Origin of the sequence: Bradyrhizobium sp. SK17 (genome assembly GCF_002831585.1) — a bacterium.
Classification (GTDB): domain Bacteria; phylum Pseudomonadota; class Alphaproteobacteria; order Rhizobiales; family Xanthobacteraceae; genus Bradyrhizobium.
Map to the genome: position 1 here is coordinate 1256942 of NZ_CP025113.1, position 16526 is coordinate 1273467.

General features: G+C 64.8%; 17 protein-coding genes. 12 read left to right on the plus strand and 5 right to left on the minus strand.

Annotated elements, in window-relative coordinates:
- Nucleotides 1-114: 114 nt before the first annotated feature.
- Nucleotides 115-921: an undecaprenyl-diphosphate phosphatase gene (locus CWS35_RS05795; protein WP_024584299.1), complete on the minus strand. Its 807-nt coding sequence runs from the start codon at nucleotides 919-921 to the stop codon at nucleotides 115-117.
- Nucleotides 922-1198: 277 nt separating this feature from the next.
- Between CWS35_RS05795 and CWS35_RS05800 the strand changes: the two genes are divergently transcribed.
- From CWS35_RS05800 to CWS35_RS05810, 3 genes are read left to right on the plus strand one after another with little or no spacing between them, the layout of a single operon-like run.
- Entirely contained in the window at nucleotides 1199-1891 is a 693-nt protein-coding gene (locus CWS35_RS05800) for a glutathione S-transferase family protein (protein WP_024584298.1), read from the plus strand.
- Entirely contained in the window at nucleotides 1840-3030 is a 1191-nt protein-coding gene (queG, locus tag CWS35_RS05805; RefSeq protein WP_100951246.1) for a tRNA epoxyqueuosine(34) reductase QueG, read from the plus strand. Before CWS35_RS05800 ends, queG begins: the two co-directional genes overlap by 52 nt.
- Before the next feature lie 34 nt (nucleotides 3031-3064).
- Nucleotides 3065-3862: an acyl-CoA thioesterase domain-containing protein gene (locus CWS35_RS05810; protein WP_100951248.1), complete on the plus strand. Its 798-nt coding sequence runs from the start codon at nucleotides 3065-3067 to the stop codon at nucleotides 3860-3862.
- Between the two features lie 128 nt (nucleotides 3863-3990).
- Here CWS35_RS05810 and CWS35_RS05815 read toward each other — a convergent pair whose 3' ends face one another.
- A complete protein-coding gene (locus tag CWS35_RS05815) occupies nucleotides 3991-4458 on the minus strand; it encodes a nuclear transport factor 2 family protein (RefSeq protein WP_100951250.1) in 468 nt (155 codons plus the stop codon).
- Nucleotides 4459-4683: 225 nt separating this feature from the next.
- Entirely contained in the window at nucleotides 4684-5487 is an 804-nt protein-coding gene (locus tag CWS35_RS05820) for a carboxylesterase (protein ID WP_100951252.1), read from the minus strand.
- 245 nt (nucleotides 5488-5732) lie between these two features.
- On the opposite strand from CWS35_RS05820, the gene infC reads away from it, so the two are divergent.
- The 3 genes from infC (at nucleotide 5733) to rplT (ending at nucleotide 7261) form a co-directional block, all read left to right on the plus strand.
- A complete protein-coding gene (gene infC, locus CWS35_RS05825; protein ID WP_024584293.1) occupies nucleotides 5733-6272 on the plus strand; it encodes a translation initiation factor IF-3 in 540 nt (179 codons plus the stop codon).
- 356 nt (nucleotides 6273-6628) lie between these two features.
- A complete protein-coding gene (gene rpmI, locus CWS35_RS05830; RefSeq protein ID WP_008539890.1) occupies nucleotides 6629-6829 on the plus strand; it encodes a 50S ribosomal protein L35 in 201 nt (66 codons plus the stop codon).
- A gap of 72 nt (nucleotides 6830-6901) precedes the next feature.
- On the plus strand, nucleotides 6902-7261 hold the full coding sequence (gene rplT, locus CWS35_RS05835; protein WP_018269297.1) for a 50S ribosomal protein L20: 360 nt from the start codon (nucleotides 6902-6904) through the stop codon (nucleotides 7259-7261).
- A gap of 2 nt (nucleotides 7262-7263) precedes the next feature.
- On the opposite strand, the gene CWS35_RS05840 is transcribed toward rplT, so the two are convergent.
- Nucleotides 7264-7674, minus strand: a complete 411-nt coding sequence (locus tag CWS35_RS05840) for a hypothetical protein (RefSeq protein ID WP_168226275.1) — start codon at nucleotides 7672-7674, stop codon at nucleotides 7264-7266.
- 208 nt (nucleotides 7675-7882) lie between these two features.
- Here CWS35_RS05840 and pheS point away from each other — a divergent pair, with 208 nt between their 5' ends.
- The 5 genes from pheS to CWS35_RS05865 all read left to right on the plus strand — a co-directional run bounded on the left by pheS (nucleotide 7883) and on the right by CWS35_RS05865 (nucleotide 13707).
- Complete coding sequence (gene pheS / locus CWS35_RS05845) at nucleotides 7883-8965, plus strand: phenylalanine--tRNA ligase subunit alpha (protein ID WP_100956072.1); 1083 nt, start codon at nucleotides 7883-7885, stop codon at nucleotides 8963-8965.
- The gene (locus CWS35_RS05850; RefSeq protein ID WP_245438883.1) at nucleotides 8962-9375 is read left to right on the plus strand and encodes an ASCH domain-containing protein; all 414 of its coding nucleotides are present in this window, start codon (nucleotides 8962-8964) and stop codon (nucleotides 9373-9375) included. The genes pheS and CWS35_RS05850 overlap by 4 nt, the downstream gene beginning before the upstream one ends.
- Nucleotides 9372-11780, plus strand: a complete 2409-nt coding sequence (pheT, locus tag CWS35_RS05855) for a phenylalanine--tRNA ligase subunit beta (RefSeq protein ID WP_100951254.1) — start codon at nucleotides 9372-9374, stop codon at nucleotides 11778-11780. The genes CWS35_RS05850 and pheT overlap by 4 nt, the downstream gene beginning before the upstream one ends.
- Nucleotides 11781-11845: 65 nt before the next feature.
- Nucleotides 11846-12622, plus strand: a complete 777-nt coding sequence (locus CWS35_RS05860) for a sulfite exporter TauE/SafE family protein (RefSeq protein ID WP_100951256.1) — start codon at nucleotides 11846-11848, stop codon at nucleotides 12620-12622.
- 140 nt (nucleotides 12623-12762) lie between these two features.
- Nucleotides 12763-13707: an MBL fold metallo-hydrolase gene (locus CWS35_RS05865; RefSeq protein ID WP_100951258.1), complete on the plus strand. Its 945-nt coding sequence runs from the start codon at nucleotides 12763-12765 to the stop codon at nucleotides 13705-13707.
- Between the two features lie 204 nt (nucleotides 13708-13911).
- Here CWS35_RS05865 and CWS35_RS05870 read toward each other — a convergent pair whose 3' ends face one another.
- Complete coding sequence (locus CWS35_RS05870; RefSeq protein WP_100951260.1) at nucleotides 13912-15324, minus strand: NAD(P)/FAD-dependent oxidoreductase; 1413 nt, start codon at nucleotides 15322-15324, stop codon at nucleotides 13912-13914.
- Nucleotides 15325-15521: 197 nt separating this feature from the next.
- On the opposite strand from CWS35_RS05870, the gene CWS35_RS05875 reads away from it, so the two are divergent.
- Nucleotides 15522-16403: a YiiX/YebB-like N1pC/P60 family cysteine hydrolase gene (locus CWS35_RS05875; RefSeq protein ID WP_245438884.1), complete on the plus strand. Its 882-nt coding sequence runs from the start codon at nucleotides 15522-15524 to the stop codon at nucleotides 16401-16403.
- Nucleotides 16404-16526: the final 123 nt, after the last annotated feature.

Below are 16526 nucleotides of genomic sequence, written 5' to 3' on the forward strand. Positions count from 1 at the left end.
GGACCCATAACCACAAATGCCCGAGATGCAGGACGCCAGGGCCACAGCCCTGCGCCACCGAGAAGGCTGTGGTTATGGGTCCCTGCTTTCGCAGGGACGACGGATAGATCGTCCCTACCTTCCCAGCGCCAGCGCGATCAGGCCGAGCGTGCCGACGATCACGCGCCACCAGGCGAAGAAGGTGAAGCCGCGGCGGGTCACGAAGTTGAGGAACGCCCGCACCACGATCATCGCGGTGATGAACGACACCACGAAGCCGACCGCGATCACGCTGAGATTGTCGGAGGTGAAGTCGGCGCGGTTCTTGTAGAAGTCATAGACGAACGCACCGACCATGGTCGGGATCGCCAGGAAGAACGAGAACTCCGCCGCCGAGCGCTTGTCGGCGCCGAGCATCATCGCGGCGACGATGCTGGCACCGGAGCGCGATACGCCGGGGACCATCGCCAGGCACTGCGCGACGCCGATCCAGAAATACATCAGCAGCGGGAACCGGGTCGCATCGTCCTCGTATACTTTCAGATCGAGCTGATCGACCCACAGCAGGACGGCGCCGCCGACGATCAGCGTGAAGCAGACCACCCACGGATTGAACAGGAATTCCTTGATGTATTTGCCGGCGATCAAGCCGATCACGACCGCCGGCAGGAACGCCACCAGCACACCGATCACGAAACGGCGGTCGTCGGGATTGGAGAACATGCCGAGCGCGACGCGCCACAATCGGTTGAAGTAGAGCACGAGGATCGCGAGGATCGCACCGAGCTGGATCAGGATCGCGAAGCTCTTCCAGAAATTGCCTTCGCCGAGATTGAAGAAGCGCTCCGCGAGCAGCAGGTGGCCTGTCGAAGAAACCGGCAGGAACTCGGTGACGCCCTCGACGATGCCGAGAATCACCGCCCGCAGCATATCCGTCATCATGATCTGATCTGCCCTGTGTGGAAAACCGGATTCTTCTCGCTTATTCGCACATTGGCCGCAATCGCAAAAAATCGTCAAACAATGGGTTACCCGGCCGATTTGCTGGGCTATAGCGTTTTTGTGACCCGCGCCATCCGCGGGATCAGCTACCGCTTTGCGTGCCGACGCGACATAGAGACGATCGGGGCCAGTCTGGCCAAATCACCGGTCCAAAATCACCGGTCCAGGTCGCACAGGTTGATGGTTTCTTAAGCGCCGCGAAACTACCAAGGGCTTCATGTATACGCTGTATCATCACCCGTTCTGTCCGCATTCGCGATTCATCCGCCTCGTGCTCGGCGAGTATGGCCTCGATCTGCGCCTGGTGGAGGAACGGGTCTGGGAGCGGCGCGAGGCGTTCTTGGCACTCAATCCGGCGGCGACCACGCCGGTGCTGATCGCCGAGGGCTTTCCGCCGATTCCGGGTGCACCCATCATCGCCGAATATGTCGACGAGACGCACGGCCTCGACGCCGGCGAGCGGCGACTGTTGCCGACCTCTTCGGCCGAGCGCGTCGAGGTGCGCCGGCTGATGGCATGGTTCAACGAAAAGTTCTTCGAGGAAGCCTCCAACCCGCTGGTGACCGAGCGGATCTACAAGCGCTTCATGAGCGAGGACAATGGCGGCGGTCCGCCGGCGCCCGACATCATGCGCGCCGCCAAGGTCAATGTGCGCTATCATCTGAGCTATATCGGCTGGCTGGCGAAGACGCGGAACTATCTCGCCGGCGACCGCCTCACCTACGCGGATCTCGCCGCCGCGGCGCATCTCTCGGCGATCGACTATCTGGGCGACGTGCCATGGAGCGAGGACGACGCGGCAAAGTCGTGGTACGCGCGGGTGAAGTCCCGTCCGTCGTTCCGCCCGCTGCTCAGCGAGTGGCTGGCGGGGGTGCCGGCATCGCGCACCTATGTGGACCTCGACTTCTGAACCCGGCGGTCAGGCTCTCTTCCTCCGATCTCAAGGCAGCGCTGCAACGCGAGGCGCGGGCGCTCGGCTTCGACAGTATCGGCATCACCGGGCCTGATGCGACCAGCGAGGCCGGCAAGTATTTTCTGGAGTTTCTCGGCTCCGGCGGCCATGGCGACATGGACTGGCTCGCCGCCAATCCGGAGCGCCGCGCCGATCCGCGCGTGCTGTGGGATGGCGTGCGCTCGATCGTCATGCTCGGCGTCAATTACGGGCCAGACGATGATCCGCTGAAGCTGCTCGCGCGCTGGTCGCAGGGCGCGATCTCGGTCTATGCGCAGGGCGACGACTATCACGACGTGATCAAGAAGCGGCTGAAGGTGCTGGCGCGCTGGCTTGCCACGACCACCGGCGACGAGGTGAAGGTGTTCGTCGACACCGCGGCCGTGATGGAGAAGCCGTTGGCGCAGGCGGCGGGGATCGGCTGGCAGGGCAAGCACACCAATCTCGTCTCGCGCGAATTCGGCTCCTGGCTGTTTCTCGGCGCGATCTATTCCGCGACCGAATTGCCGCGCGACGAGGCCGAGACCGACCATTGCGGCAGCTGTCGCGCCTGCCAGGAGATCTGCCCGACGGCGGCGTTTCCCGCGCCCTACAAGCTCGACGCGCGGCGCTGCATCTCGTATCTGACGATCGAGAACAAGGGACCGATCCCGCACGAATTCCGCAAGAGCATCGGCAACCGCATCTATGGCTGCGACGATTGTCTCGCGGTATGCCCGTGGAACAAATTCGCGCAAGAGGGGCGCGAGCAGAAACTCGCCGCGCGCGATGCGTTGCGGGCGCCCGATCTCGCCGATCTCGCGCGGCTCGACGATCCAGCGTTCCGCGCACTGTTCACCAGGTCGCCGGTCAAGCGCATCGGCCGCGACCGCTTCATCCGCAATGTGCTGGTTGCGATCGGCAATTCCGGTGACGCCGGCCTCGCCGGCGAAGCGCGGCGCCTGCTCGACGATGCAAGCCCGCTGGTGCGCGGCGCAGCGGTGTGGGCACTGTCGCAACTGATCGAGCGCGACGCGTTCGCGGCACTGGCGTCGCGGGCCGGCGGCGAGCCCGACATCACGGTGCAGCAGGAGTGGCGCGCGGCAGCCGCCTCTTGATTTCATCGCGCCGTTCCCGTCATGGTCGCCCGCCATGACAAACCAGCCTTTCTTCACCCGGCACGGCGACGGCTTCATGCCGACATCGGTTGCCAACGGTCCCTGGAGCCCGGAATCGATGCACGGCCGCGTCGTGATCGGCCTGCTCGGCTTCGTCATCGAGGAGCGCCACGGCTCCGACGATTTCGTGCCCGCACGTCTGACCGTCGACATGTTCCGGCTGCCCAACATCACGACGCCGGTCGAGGTGACGACCAGGCTCGTGCGCGACGGGCTCCGCATCAAGGTGGTCGAGGCCGAGTTCATCTCCGGCGGCACCAGCATGGCGCGCGCCTCCTGCCAATTGTTGCGCCGGACGGAAAATGCGCCGGGCAATGTGTGGTCGCCGCCGAACTGGCAGGTGCCGGCGCCCGCGGAGATTCCGAAGCCGGTTGATCCGAGGCTCGGCATGAACGGCAAATGGGAGACGCGGCCGATCACCGGCCGCATGGGTTCGCTCGGCGAACGCAGGCTCTGGATGAGCGAGGTGCGGGAGCTCGTCGCCGGCGTGAAGATGACGCCGTTCGTCCATGTCGCGACCGGCGCCGATTTCGCCAGCCCCTTTGCGAACGCCGGCGACCAGGGCCTTGGCTACATCAACAGCGACGTCACGATCTACCTGCACCGTTTGCCGGTGACCAACTGGATCGGCTTCGAGGTCGTCAATCACCACGCCACCGACGGCATCGCGATCGGCGAATGCTGGCTCTATGACGAAAAGGGCCCGATCGGCACCTCGACCGTGGCGGCGCTCGCCCAGCGCAAGCCGATGAGCAACCCGCCGCCGCCGTAGGCTCTCTCCCCTTGTCATTCCGGGGCATCGCGCAGCGATGAGCCCGGAATCCATCGGGCCACAGAACAAATGGAGAAGTGGATTCCGGGCTCGCGCTTCGCGCGCCCCGGAATGACGGCGGAGATTGTTTACGCCAAATGCCGCTTCATCTCCGGCCGCGCCTTCAGCGCCGTGCCCTGCTTGCCGACGATCTTGGCGATCCGTTCCGGTGCGAAGTTCAGGTCGACGAAGGCCGGCGCGGTGTTGGCGACCTCGTGGTACTCCGTGATCCTGCCGTCGCGCAGGCGCATGATCGCGACGCCTTCGAACATCGCACGCGCTCCCTTGGCCTCGGGCAGGGTCGAGCGATAGCTGAACGTGTAGCGCGCGTAGAGCGTCGTGCCGTCGCTGACGGGATCATGCATGACCCAGCGAAAATCGGTCGCGGTCCTATAGAACCAGTCGTCGATCATCTCGGCGATTTTGGCATGGCCCGCGAAAGCGCCATAGAACACGTCGTGATAGACGCCGTCCTCGGTGAAGAGATCAGCGAAAGCCTTGCCGTTGCGCTGCTCGACCGCGTCGCAGAACGCGCGCAGCATCGTCGTCGTGTCCATTGGCATCTCTCCAGACTCCTCGCTTCTTCTTCCCTCTCCCCTTGTGGGAGAGGGTGGATCGAATGAGCGAGAGCTCATTCGAGACGGGTGAGGGGTCTGTCTCCGCGGAGAGAACCCCTCATCCGGCACGGACTACGCATAGCCTATGTGTAGCATCGGCGTCCTTTGACGGCGGCCAAAGGCCGCCTATGGCCACCTTCTCCCACAAGGGGAGAAGGAAAAACGCTACCCGATCTCCGCCACCGCGGCGATGATCCGCGCGATGTCCTGCGGCCGCGACAGCCGGTGATCGCCGTCCTGGATCATGGTCAGCACCACATCCTCGGCCGGCAACCGGTGCACCAATGCGAACGCATGCTTCCACGGCACATCGGGATCCTGCGCGCCCTGCAGGATGCGCACCGGACAGCCGACATCGATCTTGGCTCCGAGCAGCAGATGATTGCGGCCGTCCTCGATCAAATTGCGGGTGATCGGATAGGGCGAGCCGTCGCCATATTCCGATGGCCTCAGCCACATGCCCTTGGTCTCGATCTCCTGCCGCACCTCCGGCGGAAATCCCTTCCACATCAGCTCTTCGGTAAAGTCGGGCGCAGGCGCGATCAGCACCAGGCCGGCGAGCTGTGACCGGCCGCCGCCGGCTTTGCCACGCCGAGCGATCTCGCGCGCTAACAGCAGCGCCATCCAGCCGCCCATCGAGGAACCGATCACGACCTGCGGCCCGCTGCAGAACTGCGAGAACACCGCCAGGCTCTCCTCGAGCCAGCGGCCGATCGTGCCGTCGACGAATTCGCCGCCACTTTCGCCGTGGCCGGAATAGTCGAACCGGACACAGCCGCGGCCGTGCTCCGCAGCCCAGGCGTCGAGCGCGATCGCCTTGGTGCCGGCCATGTCGGACTTGAAGCCACCGAGCCAGAACAGGCCCGGACCGCCGCCGGTTCGGGCGCGGACCGCGATCCGGCGCCGGGCGTCGGCTTCGCCAACCTCGATGAACGCGGGTTCCTGTTCGGATGCGGCGGTTTGGCTCATGGTTCGGTCACTCGCATGTCAGAGATCTGGTTTTCAATCGTCGCGCGGCGTCGGTCAACGGCAGCGCGCCGAGCCTTCAAGCCTCCCGAGCCTTGCGGAGCAGACGCGCCCGCTATATGTGCCGTGCGTGGCGAAAATGCCTCGCATTTGACGGTTTTGCCGCATAGAACGCGAGTTCGCTTGCCCGTCGCAGCGTCTTGCTTCAAAATATCCGCCTTCCCTTTCACAACTTTGGAGAGTTACCCATTCGCCGTCCCAATAGAGCCCCGCCCACAGTCGCAAAAGACGGGCCGCGCACCAATGATGAGATTCGCAACGCGCAGATCCAGCTGATCGATGCCGACGGTGTCAACAAGGGCACCGTCGAGACCATGGTTGCCATCAAGATGGCCATGGAAGCCGGCATGGACCTGGTCGAGATTTCGCCGAACGTCAGTCCTCCGGTCTGCAAGATCATGGACTACGGCAAGTACAAATATTCCGCGCAGAAAAAGGCCGCCGAGGCCCGCAAGAAGCAGAAGGTCGTCGAGATCAAGGAGATCAAGCTCCGCCCGATGATCGACGATCACGACTATGACGTGAAGATGCGCGCGATGCAGCGCTTCTTCGAGGAAGGCGACAAGGTCAAGATCACCTTGCGCTACCGCGGTCGTGAGATGGCGCACCAGGAGATCGGTACCAAGCTGCTCGACAAGGTGAAGGCCGACGTCGCCGAGTTCGCCAAGGTCGAGCAGGACGCCAAGTTCGAAGGCCGCCAGGTCGTAATGGTGCTGGCGCCGCGCTAATTCGAATTAGTTTGTAGTCGCGATGAAATGGCCTGTCAGGCGATCTGACGGGCCGTTTCTGTTTTGGTACCGCGGATGGAGCCATCGGGTCGCGCGAATGCCCGCCCGGTTGGGCTCCATCAGGGCTACGGGACCGGTTCCGACCCCGATTTCCCGCTTCAAACGTTGCAAAACCGCCGATCCTCTGTCATAAGCCGGGCCTTCGCCGCCCGGCTGATCAAGGGCTGCCGTGGCGACGTTCAGTGCAGGTTCTTTCAATTCGGGAAAAACCTCAGCACTTTCAACGCTCTAACGAGCATTTTAGCCGGCCGGACGCCTCTCGGGGCGATTTTCGTGCTGTGCGACAGGAGAGCTAAATGCCCAAGTTGAAGACCAAGTCGGGCGCTAAAAAGCGCTTCAAGGTGACCGCCACTGGCAAGGTCATGCACGCCCAGCGCGGCAAGCGCCACGGCATGATCAAGCGGACGAAGAAGCAGATCCGTCAGCTCCGCGGCACCCGCGTGCTGTTCAAGACCGACGGCGACAACGTCAAGAAGTACTTCTTGCCGAACGCCTGATCGCGCTCATTCGCTTGAACCCTGCCGCCCCTCGCGCGGCGCCCCGTCTCTTCCAGATCAAGGATTTCCGTCATGTCTCGCGTCAAACGCGGTGTGACCGCTCACGCCAAGCACAAGAAAGTCTACAAGGCCGCCAAGGGCTATTACGGCCGCCGCAAGAACACCATCCGCGTTGCCAAGCAGGCGGTCGAAAAGGCCGGCCAGTACGCCTTCCGCGACCGCAAGCGCAAGAAGCGCACCTTCCGCGCGCTCTGGATCCAGCGCATCAACGCCGCCGTCCGTCCGTTCGGCATGACCTACAGCGTGTTCATCAACGGCCTGTCCAAGTCGGGTGTCGTCGTCGACCGCAAGGTGCTGTCCGATCTCGCGATCCACGAGCCGGTGGCGTTCCAGGCGATCGCCGAGAAGGCCAAGGCCGCGCTGGCTGCGTAATTCTAGCGGGCTTTCGGGCCCGCTTTCAGCGCCTTCTGCGAATGGCGCTGCGAAACCTCTGCCCGGCAGAATGCGGTGAACGAGCGGTACATGGTACCGCTCTCGTTGGCGTATTTGTCGTCGCAGCGCTTGAGTTCGTGGGCATAAGCTCGCTTCTGCCCTGCGCCGAGGCCGGACAGGAAGTCCGCCTCGCACTTCTTCTCGACCACTTCGCCGAACTGGACGTCTCCGCTGGCGCCGTATTCGCACGCCCCGAAGATCTTCATCGCGCGGTTGCAGCTCGGCGCCTTCTCCAGCACTGCAATGATGTCGTCCATCTGGGTCGATTTGGCGGGACATTCCTCGGCCGCGGCATGCGCGGCGCCGAGCGTTAGCAGGACCGCTGGCACGGCCAGATAAGTTCGCAGCAACATCGCATGGGCCTCCTCGAGCTCCCCTTGGGTAACCCGGCCTTTGCGCGGGGTTCAATGCTGCCGGCCATCGGCCCGGAATGACCGGCTTTTTGCTTGACGTTACGGCCTTCGGGCGGCGACAACCCAGCCGCATTTTGGTGCATGGTCCGCGACGGGAGCCCCGGTTCTTCCCGCCAGATCAGGCACCGCTCAAGCGCAGGAATTGACCGTGTCCGACCTCGCAACGCTCGAAAAGTCCATCCTCGACCAGATCGCCGCCGCCGCCGACGAGGCTGCCCTCGAGGCCGTGCGCGTCTCGGCCCTCGGCAAGAAGGGCTCGATCTCGGCCTTGCTCGCCACCCTCGGCAAGATGTCGCCGGACGAGCGCAAGACCGAGGGCGCGAAGATCAACCTCGCCAAGGATGCGGTGACGCAGGCGCTGGCGGCCAGGCGCGACGTGCTGAAGGCGGCCGCGCTCGATGCGCGCCTCGCCGCCGAGACCATCGACGTCACGCTGCCGTTGCGCGAGGCGCCGGCGGAGGCCGGCCGCATCCATCCGCTGAGCCAGGTGTTCGATGAGGTCAACACCATCTTCGCCGACATGGGATTTGCGATCGCCGAAGGTCCCGATATCGAGACCGACGATTACAACTTCACCAAGCTGAACTTCCCCGAAGGCCATCCGGCGCGGGAGATGCACGACACCTTCTTCTTCAATCCGAAGGACGATGGTTCGCGCATGCTGTTGCGCACCCACACTTCGCCGGTGCAGGTGCGCACGATGCTGACCCAGAAGCCGCCGATCCGCATTATCTGCCCCGGCCGCACCTATCGCATCGATTCCGATGCGACGCATACGCCGCAATTCCACCAGGTCGAAGGCCTCGTGATCGACAAGGGGTCGCATCTCGGCCACCTGAAATGGATCCTGCACGAGTTCTGCAAGGCGTTCTTCGAGGTCGACCACATCAACATGCGGTTTCGGCCGTCGTTCTTCCCGTTCACCGAGCCGTCGCTCGAGGTCGACATCCAGTGCCGCCGCGACAAGGGCGAGATCCGCTTCGGCGAGGGCGAGGACTGGATGGAGATCCTCGGCTGCGGCATGGTGCACCCGAACGTGCTGCGCGCCTGCGGCATCGATCCCGACGTCTACCAGGGCTTCGCCTGGGGCATGGGCCTCGACCGCATCACGATGCTGAAATACGGCATCGCCGATCTGCGCCAGCTGTTCGAAAACGACGTGCGCTGGCTCAACCATTACGGCTTCAAGCCGCTCGATATCCCGACGATCGCAGGGGGATTGAGCTCGTGAATTCGGTTGCCGTGCCCGGCAAATATCATGGCCTGCGGTCATTCGCATTCGGCGACGGGCCGGAGCTCGCCGACGAGCTGCTCGATCTCGTGATCCGCGGTGTCAAGACCGCGACCTGCTGTACGCCGGACGAGCCGAACCTGTCGGCGCCGGGCGAGTGCTGGGTCGTGCTCGACGGCCGCGGCACACCGGCCTGCGTGATCGAAACCACCGAGGTAACCGCCCGCCGTTTCGGCGAGGTCGATGCGGGCTTCGCCCACGACGAAGGCGAAGGCGACCGCAGCCTCGACTACTGGCGCCGCGCCCACCGCGATTATTTCGGCCGGCAGGGCAAGTTCAGCGACGACATGCTGCTGATCTGCGAGCGCTTCCGTCTGATTGAAGTTTTGGACAATAGGTTGGCGTCATGAAGTTCACCCTCTCCTGGCTGAAGGAACATCTCGAGACCGACGAACCGCTCGAGAAGCTCGCCGACAAGCTCACCATGATCGGGCTCGAGGTCGAGCACATCGAGGACAAGGCGAAGCGGCTTTCGCCGTTCACCATCGCGCGCGTGATCTCGGCCGAGCAGCATCCGAATGCCGACCGGCTGCGCGTCTGCATGGTCGACACCGGTAACGGCGGCGCGCCGGTGCAGGTGGTGTGCGGCGCGCCGAATGCGCGCGCGGGCCTGATCAGCGTGTTCTCGCCGCCCGGCACCTATATCCCCGGCAAGGACATCACGCTCGGCATCGGCACCATCCGCGGCGTCGAGAGCCGCGGCATGCTGTGTTCGGCGGCTGAGTTGCAGATCTCGGAAGACCATGACGGCATCATGGAGCTGCCGGCCGATGCGCCGCTCGGCAAGGGCTATGCCGAATGGGCCGGGCTCGGCGATCCCGTGATCGAGATCAACCTGACGCCGAACCGGCAGGACTGCACCGGCGTGCACGGCATCGCGCGCGATCTCGCCGCCGCCGACATGGGCAAGTTCAAAGATTCCGGGATCAAGCAGATCAAGGGCGAATTCCCCTGCCCGGTCCAGGTGACCGTGGAAGACGCCGCGCTGTGTCCCGGTTTCGCGCTGCGGCTGGTGCGCGGCGTGAAGAACGGGCCGTCGCCGGAATGGCTGCAGAAGCGGCTGACCTCGATCGGCCTGCGCCCGATCAACGCGCTGGTCGACATCACCAACTTCATGACCTACGACCGCGCCCGCCCGCTGCACGTATTCGACGCCAAGAAGGTGAAGGGCAACCTCACCGTACGCCGCGCGAAGGATGGCGAGACGCTGCTCGCGCTCGACGGCCGCACCTACACGCTGGACAACAATGTCTGCGTGATCGCGGACGAGCACGGCGTCGAATCGCTCGCCGGCATCATGGGCGGCGAGGCCTCAGGCTGCGACGAGGGCACCACCGACGTGCTGATCGAATCGGCGCTGTGGAACGAGATCAACATCGCGCAGAGCGGCCGCAAGCTCGGCATCAATTCGGACGCGCGCTATCGCTTCGAGCGCGGCGTCGATCCGGCCTTCATGGTGCCCGGGCTCGAGCTCGCGACCAGGCTGGTGCTGGAGCTGTGCGGCGGCACACCGTCCGAGAACGTCGTGGTCGGCAAGCAGTTCGGCGAGGATCGCATCATCGACTTCCCGCTCAGCGAGGTGAAGCGGCTCGCCGGCATCGAGGTGCCGCTGGTCGAGGTGAAGCTGATCCTCACCCGGCTCGGCTTCATGCTGGCCGGCAACGGCCCGGTGGTGAAGATCGCGGTGCCGTCCTGGCGCACCGACGTGCAGGGCAAGGCCGACATCGTCGAGGAGATCGTGCGCATCGTCGGCGTCGACAAGGTGCCGATGACGCCGTTCGAGCGTGGCGAGGAGCCGCGCAAGCCGGTGCTGACGCCGATGCAGCTGCGCACCCGGCGCGCCAAGCGCGGGCTCGGCGCTCGCGGCATGGTGGAAGCCGTGACCTGGTCGTTCATCACCAACGACGCCGCCAAACTGTTCGGCGGCGGCCAGAGCGAGCTCGTGCTCGCCAACCCGATCGCGGCCGATCTCTCCGACATGCGGCCGAGCCTGCTGCCCGGCCTGGTCGGCGCCGTCCAGTCCAATATCAACCGCGGGACGCCCGATGTCGCGCTGTTCGAGGTCGGCCAGGTGTTCCGCGGCGACAAGCCCGAGGACCAGCTCGTCGCGGCTTCGGGCGTGCGCCATGGCTACGCGTCGTCGAGGGGCATCGGACGGCATTGGACCGGCTCGACGACGGCCGATGCAATGGATGCCAAGGCCGACGCCTTCGCCGTGCTGGCGGCTGCCGGTGCGCCGATGCAGGCGCTCCAGATCGTACCGGGCGGCCCCGCCTGGTTGCATCCGGGACGTTCCGGCACCATCCAGATCGGTCCGCAGAACGTGCTCGGCTGGTTCGGCGAGCTGCACCCGCGCGCGGCCGAGGCGCTGGGCGCCGACGGCCCGATGATCGTGTTCGAGGTGATCCTCGAGCGCATCCCGCAGGGCAAGCAGCGGGCGACGCGCGCCAAGCCGGTGCTGGAGCTTTCGGCGTTCCAGCCGGTGTCGCGCGACTTCGCCTTCATCGTCGACCGCAGCGTCAAGGCCGGCGACATCGTGCGCGCGGCGCAGAATGTCGACAAGAAGCTGATCACTGACGTGACCGTGTTCGACGTCTACGAGGGCAAGGGCATCGATCCCGACAAGAAGTCGGTCGCGATCGCGGTGACGATCCAGCCGCGCGAGAAGACCATGACCGACCAGGAGATCGACGCGGTTGCGGCCAAGGTTGTCGCCGAGGTGACGAAGAAGACCGGCGGCACGCTGCGGGCGTGATGGCGACGCGAAGATGGTCTGCTCCCTCGCCCCGTTCTTACGGGGCGAGGTAAGAGACACCTCCCATGGCCTCCCTCTCCCTCATCCCCTCCGACATCTCGACCAACATCGCGCTGGCGATCTGCGCGATCGCCTTCGTGTCGGGCACCGCGCGCGGCTTCTCCGGGTTCGGCTCGGCGCTGATCTTCATGCCGCTCGCCAGCAGCGTTGCGGCGCCGCGGCTGGTGGCGGCGCTGCTGCTGATCATCGATTTCATCGCCGCCACGCCGATGCTGCCGAATGCCTGGACCCACGCCGACCGCAAGGCGACCGCTGTCATGGTGGCCGGTGCGCTGGTCGGCGTTCCCATCGGCACCTATTTCCTCACCGTGCTCGACCCGGTGACCACGCGCTGGATCATCTCCGGCTTCGTCGCGGCGCTGCTGGTGCTATTGCTGTCGGGCTGGCGCTACCACGGCAAGGATCACGCCGCGCTCTCGATCGGCGTCGGCGGCCTCTCGGGCTTTTGCAGCGGCCTCGCGCAGACCGGCGGCCCGCCGATCGTCGCCTACTGGCTGGGACGCCCGATCTCATCGGTGATCTCGCGCGCCAACATCGTGCTGTTCTTCGGCGCCTCGGATTTCTTCTCGCTGGTCAGCTACTGGTTCACCGGACTGATCACGATCGAATCGGCCAAGTTCTCGCTGATCGTCGGTCCAATCTATGGCATCGGCGTCTGGTTCGGCGCCTCGCTGTTCGGCAAGGCCAGCGAGCAGATGTTTCGCGCGATCTGCTACGCGCTTATCGCCGCCGCCGTCATCGTCGGCCTGCCGGCGCTTGATGGCATTTTGCGCGGAGGCTAGAGCATTTTCGAGCGAAGTGGATACCGGTTCGCGTGAAGAAAACGCGCCAAGACAAGAACCCAGAGCCCCGTTCCGATTCCATCGGAGCGGGAAAGGCTCTAGGCTCGGTCCGACCGGATAAAGTCAAGGGAGAGGAACCGATGATCGATCGCCGCAATGCATTGAAACTGGCGCTCGGAAGCGCCGCACTGCTCGCGACGCCGGCGGTGCGCGCGCAAGCCACGAAGCCGCGCACACGCATCGTGTTCCTCGGCACCAAGGGTGGCCCGCGCGTCGGCACCGGCGCTTCCAATCCCGCCAATCTGCTGGTCGTCAACGACACCCCGATCGTGATCGATTGCGGCATGGGCGTCAGCCGGCAGCTAGTCAACGCCGGCGTGCCGATTCCGTCGGTGAAATACATCTTCATCAGCCACCATCATTCCGATCACAATCTCGAATACGGCAATCTGTTCTACAACGCCTGGGCAGCGGGCCTCTCGACGCCGATCCACTCGTTCGGTCCCAAGGGCATCGAGGCGATGACAAGGGAATACTGGGAGCTGAACAAGTTCGACGTCGAGACCCGGATCGCGGACGAAGGCCGCCCCGATCCGCGCAAGCTCCTGATCGCGAAGGACATCACCGACGACGGCGTGGTGCTGAAGACACCGGATGTCACCGTCACCGCGTTCCGCACGCCGCATCCGCCGATCACGGACAACTTTGCCTACAAGTTCGAGACGCCGGATGGCATCGTCGTGTTTTCCAGCGACACCGCCTACAATCCGAAGCTCGCCGAGTTCGCCAAGGGAGCCGACGTGCTGGTGCACGAATGCCTCTATATCCCCGCGGTCGATCGGCTGGTAGCGAAGACCAAGAACGGCGCGACGCTGAAGAAGCATCTGCTCGACAGCCACACCTCGACCGAGGACGTCGGCCGCATCGCCGCTGCCGCCGGCGTCAAGACGCTGGTCCTGAGCCACTTCGTCCCCGGCGACGATCCCGATGTCACCGATGACGACTGGACCCGCGACGTGAAGACGAACTTCAAGGGCCGGATCGTGGTGGCGAAGGATCTGATGGAGCTGAAGCTGCCGGTGTGAGGCTTGCTACGTCATTCCGGGGCGACGCGTAGCGTCGAGCCCGGAATCCATCGGGCCGCATGCATCGTAGATAAATGGATTCCGGGCTCTCGCTTCGCGAGCCCCGCAGTGGCGACGTGGATAGAGCGGCGCGCTCATGCCACTGATTTGCCCGACGACGCAAGCCTTGCGCATCCAGCAGCGACGCCCGATCTCACCCCACGCTCAATTCATCGGCTCCGCCGAGCGACGCGGCGTGCGGCGCTTGTGTCTTGCGGCAGGCGCCGGCGTCTCCGGCGCAGCCTCCTTCACCCCGCCGATCCTGCGCAGCGCGGCATCGGCGGCACGCTCGCCACTCTCCCAGGCGCCGTCGACGGTCCCCCACAGCGTCTCGTGGGTGGCCTCGCCCGCGAGATACATCGCGCCGATCGGCTCGGTCAGGATCCGGCGGGAGAACTGCGCGCCCGGTGCCGCCGCCGACATCGCACCGAGGATGAAGGGCGATGCATTCCAGCGCGTCGCACTGGTCTTCTTGATGGATGCTCCGACCTCGCTGCCATAGAGCCGCGTCAGCCATTCCACCGCGAACGCAATCATCGCCTTCTCGCCCTGCGCCGACAGCTCGCGGCCGAACGAGCCCGCGACGTCGATCGTGCACAGCGAGGAGCCGGCGATGTTGCCGTAGAGCAGCGCGGTCTTGGTCGAATTGCTCTGCTCGATGATGACGTCGTCGCGCGACAGCCCGAGCGGGTTGCCCGGAATCTCCAGCGCGATGCGATCATAGCTGCCGAGGCTGAGTTTGGCGGCGGCATCCAGCGAACGCTTCGGAAGCTCGGGCGCAAACTTGATATTGCCGCTCGCCAGCACGTTGCTCGACACGGTGACGATGGCGGCGCGCGCGACGATCTTGCCGGAGGCCGTCTCGACCGTGACGTCGCGATTGCTCCACAGGATGCGCTGCGCCGGCGTCGACAGCACGAGCGGCAGGCCCTCGCCGAGCTTCGCGATCAGCGCGCCGAGGCCCTGCCGGCAGGCGATCGCGGTGTTGCGATCCTGCGCGCGCACCTTGTCGACGGCGGAGAGGTCCTTCAGGTCCTTGCCGCTGAAATTGGCGCCGAGCAGGAATTCGGCGGTGCCGGCCCAATCGCCGAGGTCCTTCGGCATCGCAGCGGCGCAGGCGATATCGGCCTTGCGCGAGGCGTCGTCGATAGCGCGATTGGCGCGCACCAGCGCGGCCAGGAATTCCTCGGTCTCGCCGGGACGGGCGTAGCGCCGGCCGATGCGAATCTTCTGGCCCGCGGGCGCCGTGACGATGTCGAGGCCCGCGGAACGCGCCAGCCGGATCATCGGATTGGTTTCGGGATTGTGCATCCAGCGCGCGCCACGGTCGAACGGCGCATCGAATGTCGTTGCGTCGGTCTGGCAGCGGCCGCCGACCTGGCCCGACGCCTCCACCACGATCACCTTGCGGTTCGCCGCAGCGATCCGTCGCGCCGCGGCGATGCCTGCGGCCCCGGCGCCGATCACGACGATGTCGGCCTCGCGCGGCAGCGGCGCAGCAACGGCCCGGCCGCCCAGCACCGGCGCCAGAGCGAGAGCCGCCGACGCCGACAGGAAATCGCGGCGGGTCACTGGCATGACATAGCTTCTGGCATGGTTTCCGGGGGCTTGCAGGGAATGGGAACGCTTCGCGAACTGTGCCGCATCTCACCGACCGCAGCAACACTCATGGTAAATCAATCATGATTGATCGATTGAGCGCATGAACTAAATTGCAACGGCTTGCGACCATGATTAGGTGAAAACAAGCGGTCATAGAACCGCTGGGGGAATCCATGGGCGTGATGCTCGATACCGTTGGTAAATGGATCGCGGGGTACTTGTCGAAGGAAGTGCCCGGCTACGAGCCGTTCACGCCGAGCGACCCCGACCATCTGCGCGGCATCATCCAAGAAGGCGATGTCCTCCTCGTCGAGGGCAACAACCGTATCTCCGGCATCATCAAATACCTGACGCAGTCGACTTGGTCGCATGCCGCGCTGTTCGTCGGACCGATCGACGGCGCATTCGAACCTGACGGCGAACAGCACGTGCTGATCGAGGCCAATGTCGGCGAAGGCGTGACCTCCGCGCCGCTGTCGAAATATTTCACCTATCACACCAGGCTCTGCCGGCCGGTCGGTTTGTCCTACGAGGACCGCACCACGGTGTGCCGCTATGCGATCAACCGCATCGGCTTCGGCTACGACACCAAGAACATCGTCGATCTGGCGCGCTACCTGTTTCCGCTGCCGATCCCGCAGCGCTGGCGGCGGCGCATGATCGCGTTTGGCTCCGGCGATCCGACCAAGATCATCTGCTCGGCGCTGATCGCGCAGGCGTTCGACGCCGTGCGCTATCCGATCCTGCCCAAGATCACGCGTGCCGCCAGCCGCAAGGCGCGCCGCGAGATCCTGCATATCCGCGATTCCTCGCTCTACATGCCGCGCGATTTCGACATCTCGCCCTATTTCGAAATCGTCAAACCCACCATCGTGCACGGTTTCGACTACACGGCCCTGCACTGGGCCGACAAGCAGAAGCCGCTCCAGGAGGTAGCCGGCGAATTCGGTGTGTTTCCAGAATGCAAGTCGCCGCCGCTTATTCCTGAAGCGATTGACGAGGAGGCGGCGCTTCCGGCTGCAGAAGTGACGACGGCCGAGACCGCACCGGTGTGACACGGCGCCGGCGCCGCGCCGGAGTGGTTAAATCGCCGCGAACAGCTTCATCGATCCCGCCTGGAATCCGTCTCATTGCCTGGCTTCGCCGTTGAGTTCTCGCGGACGCATCACTAGGGTGCG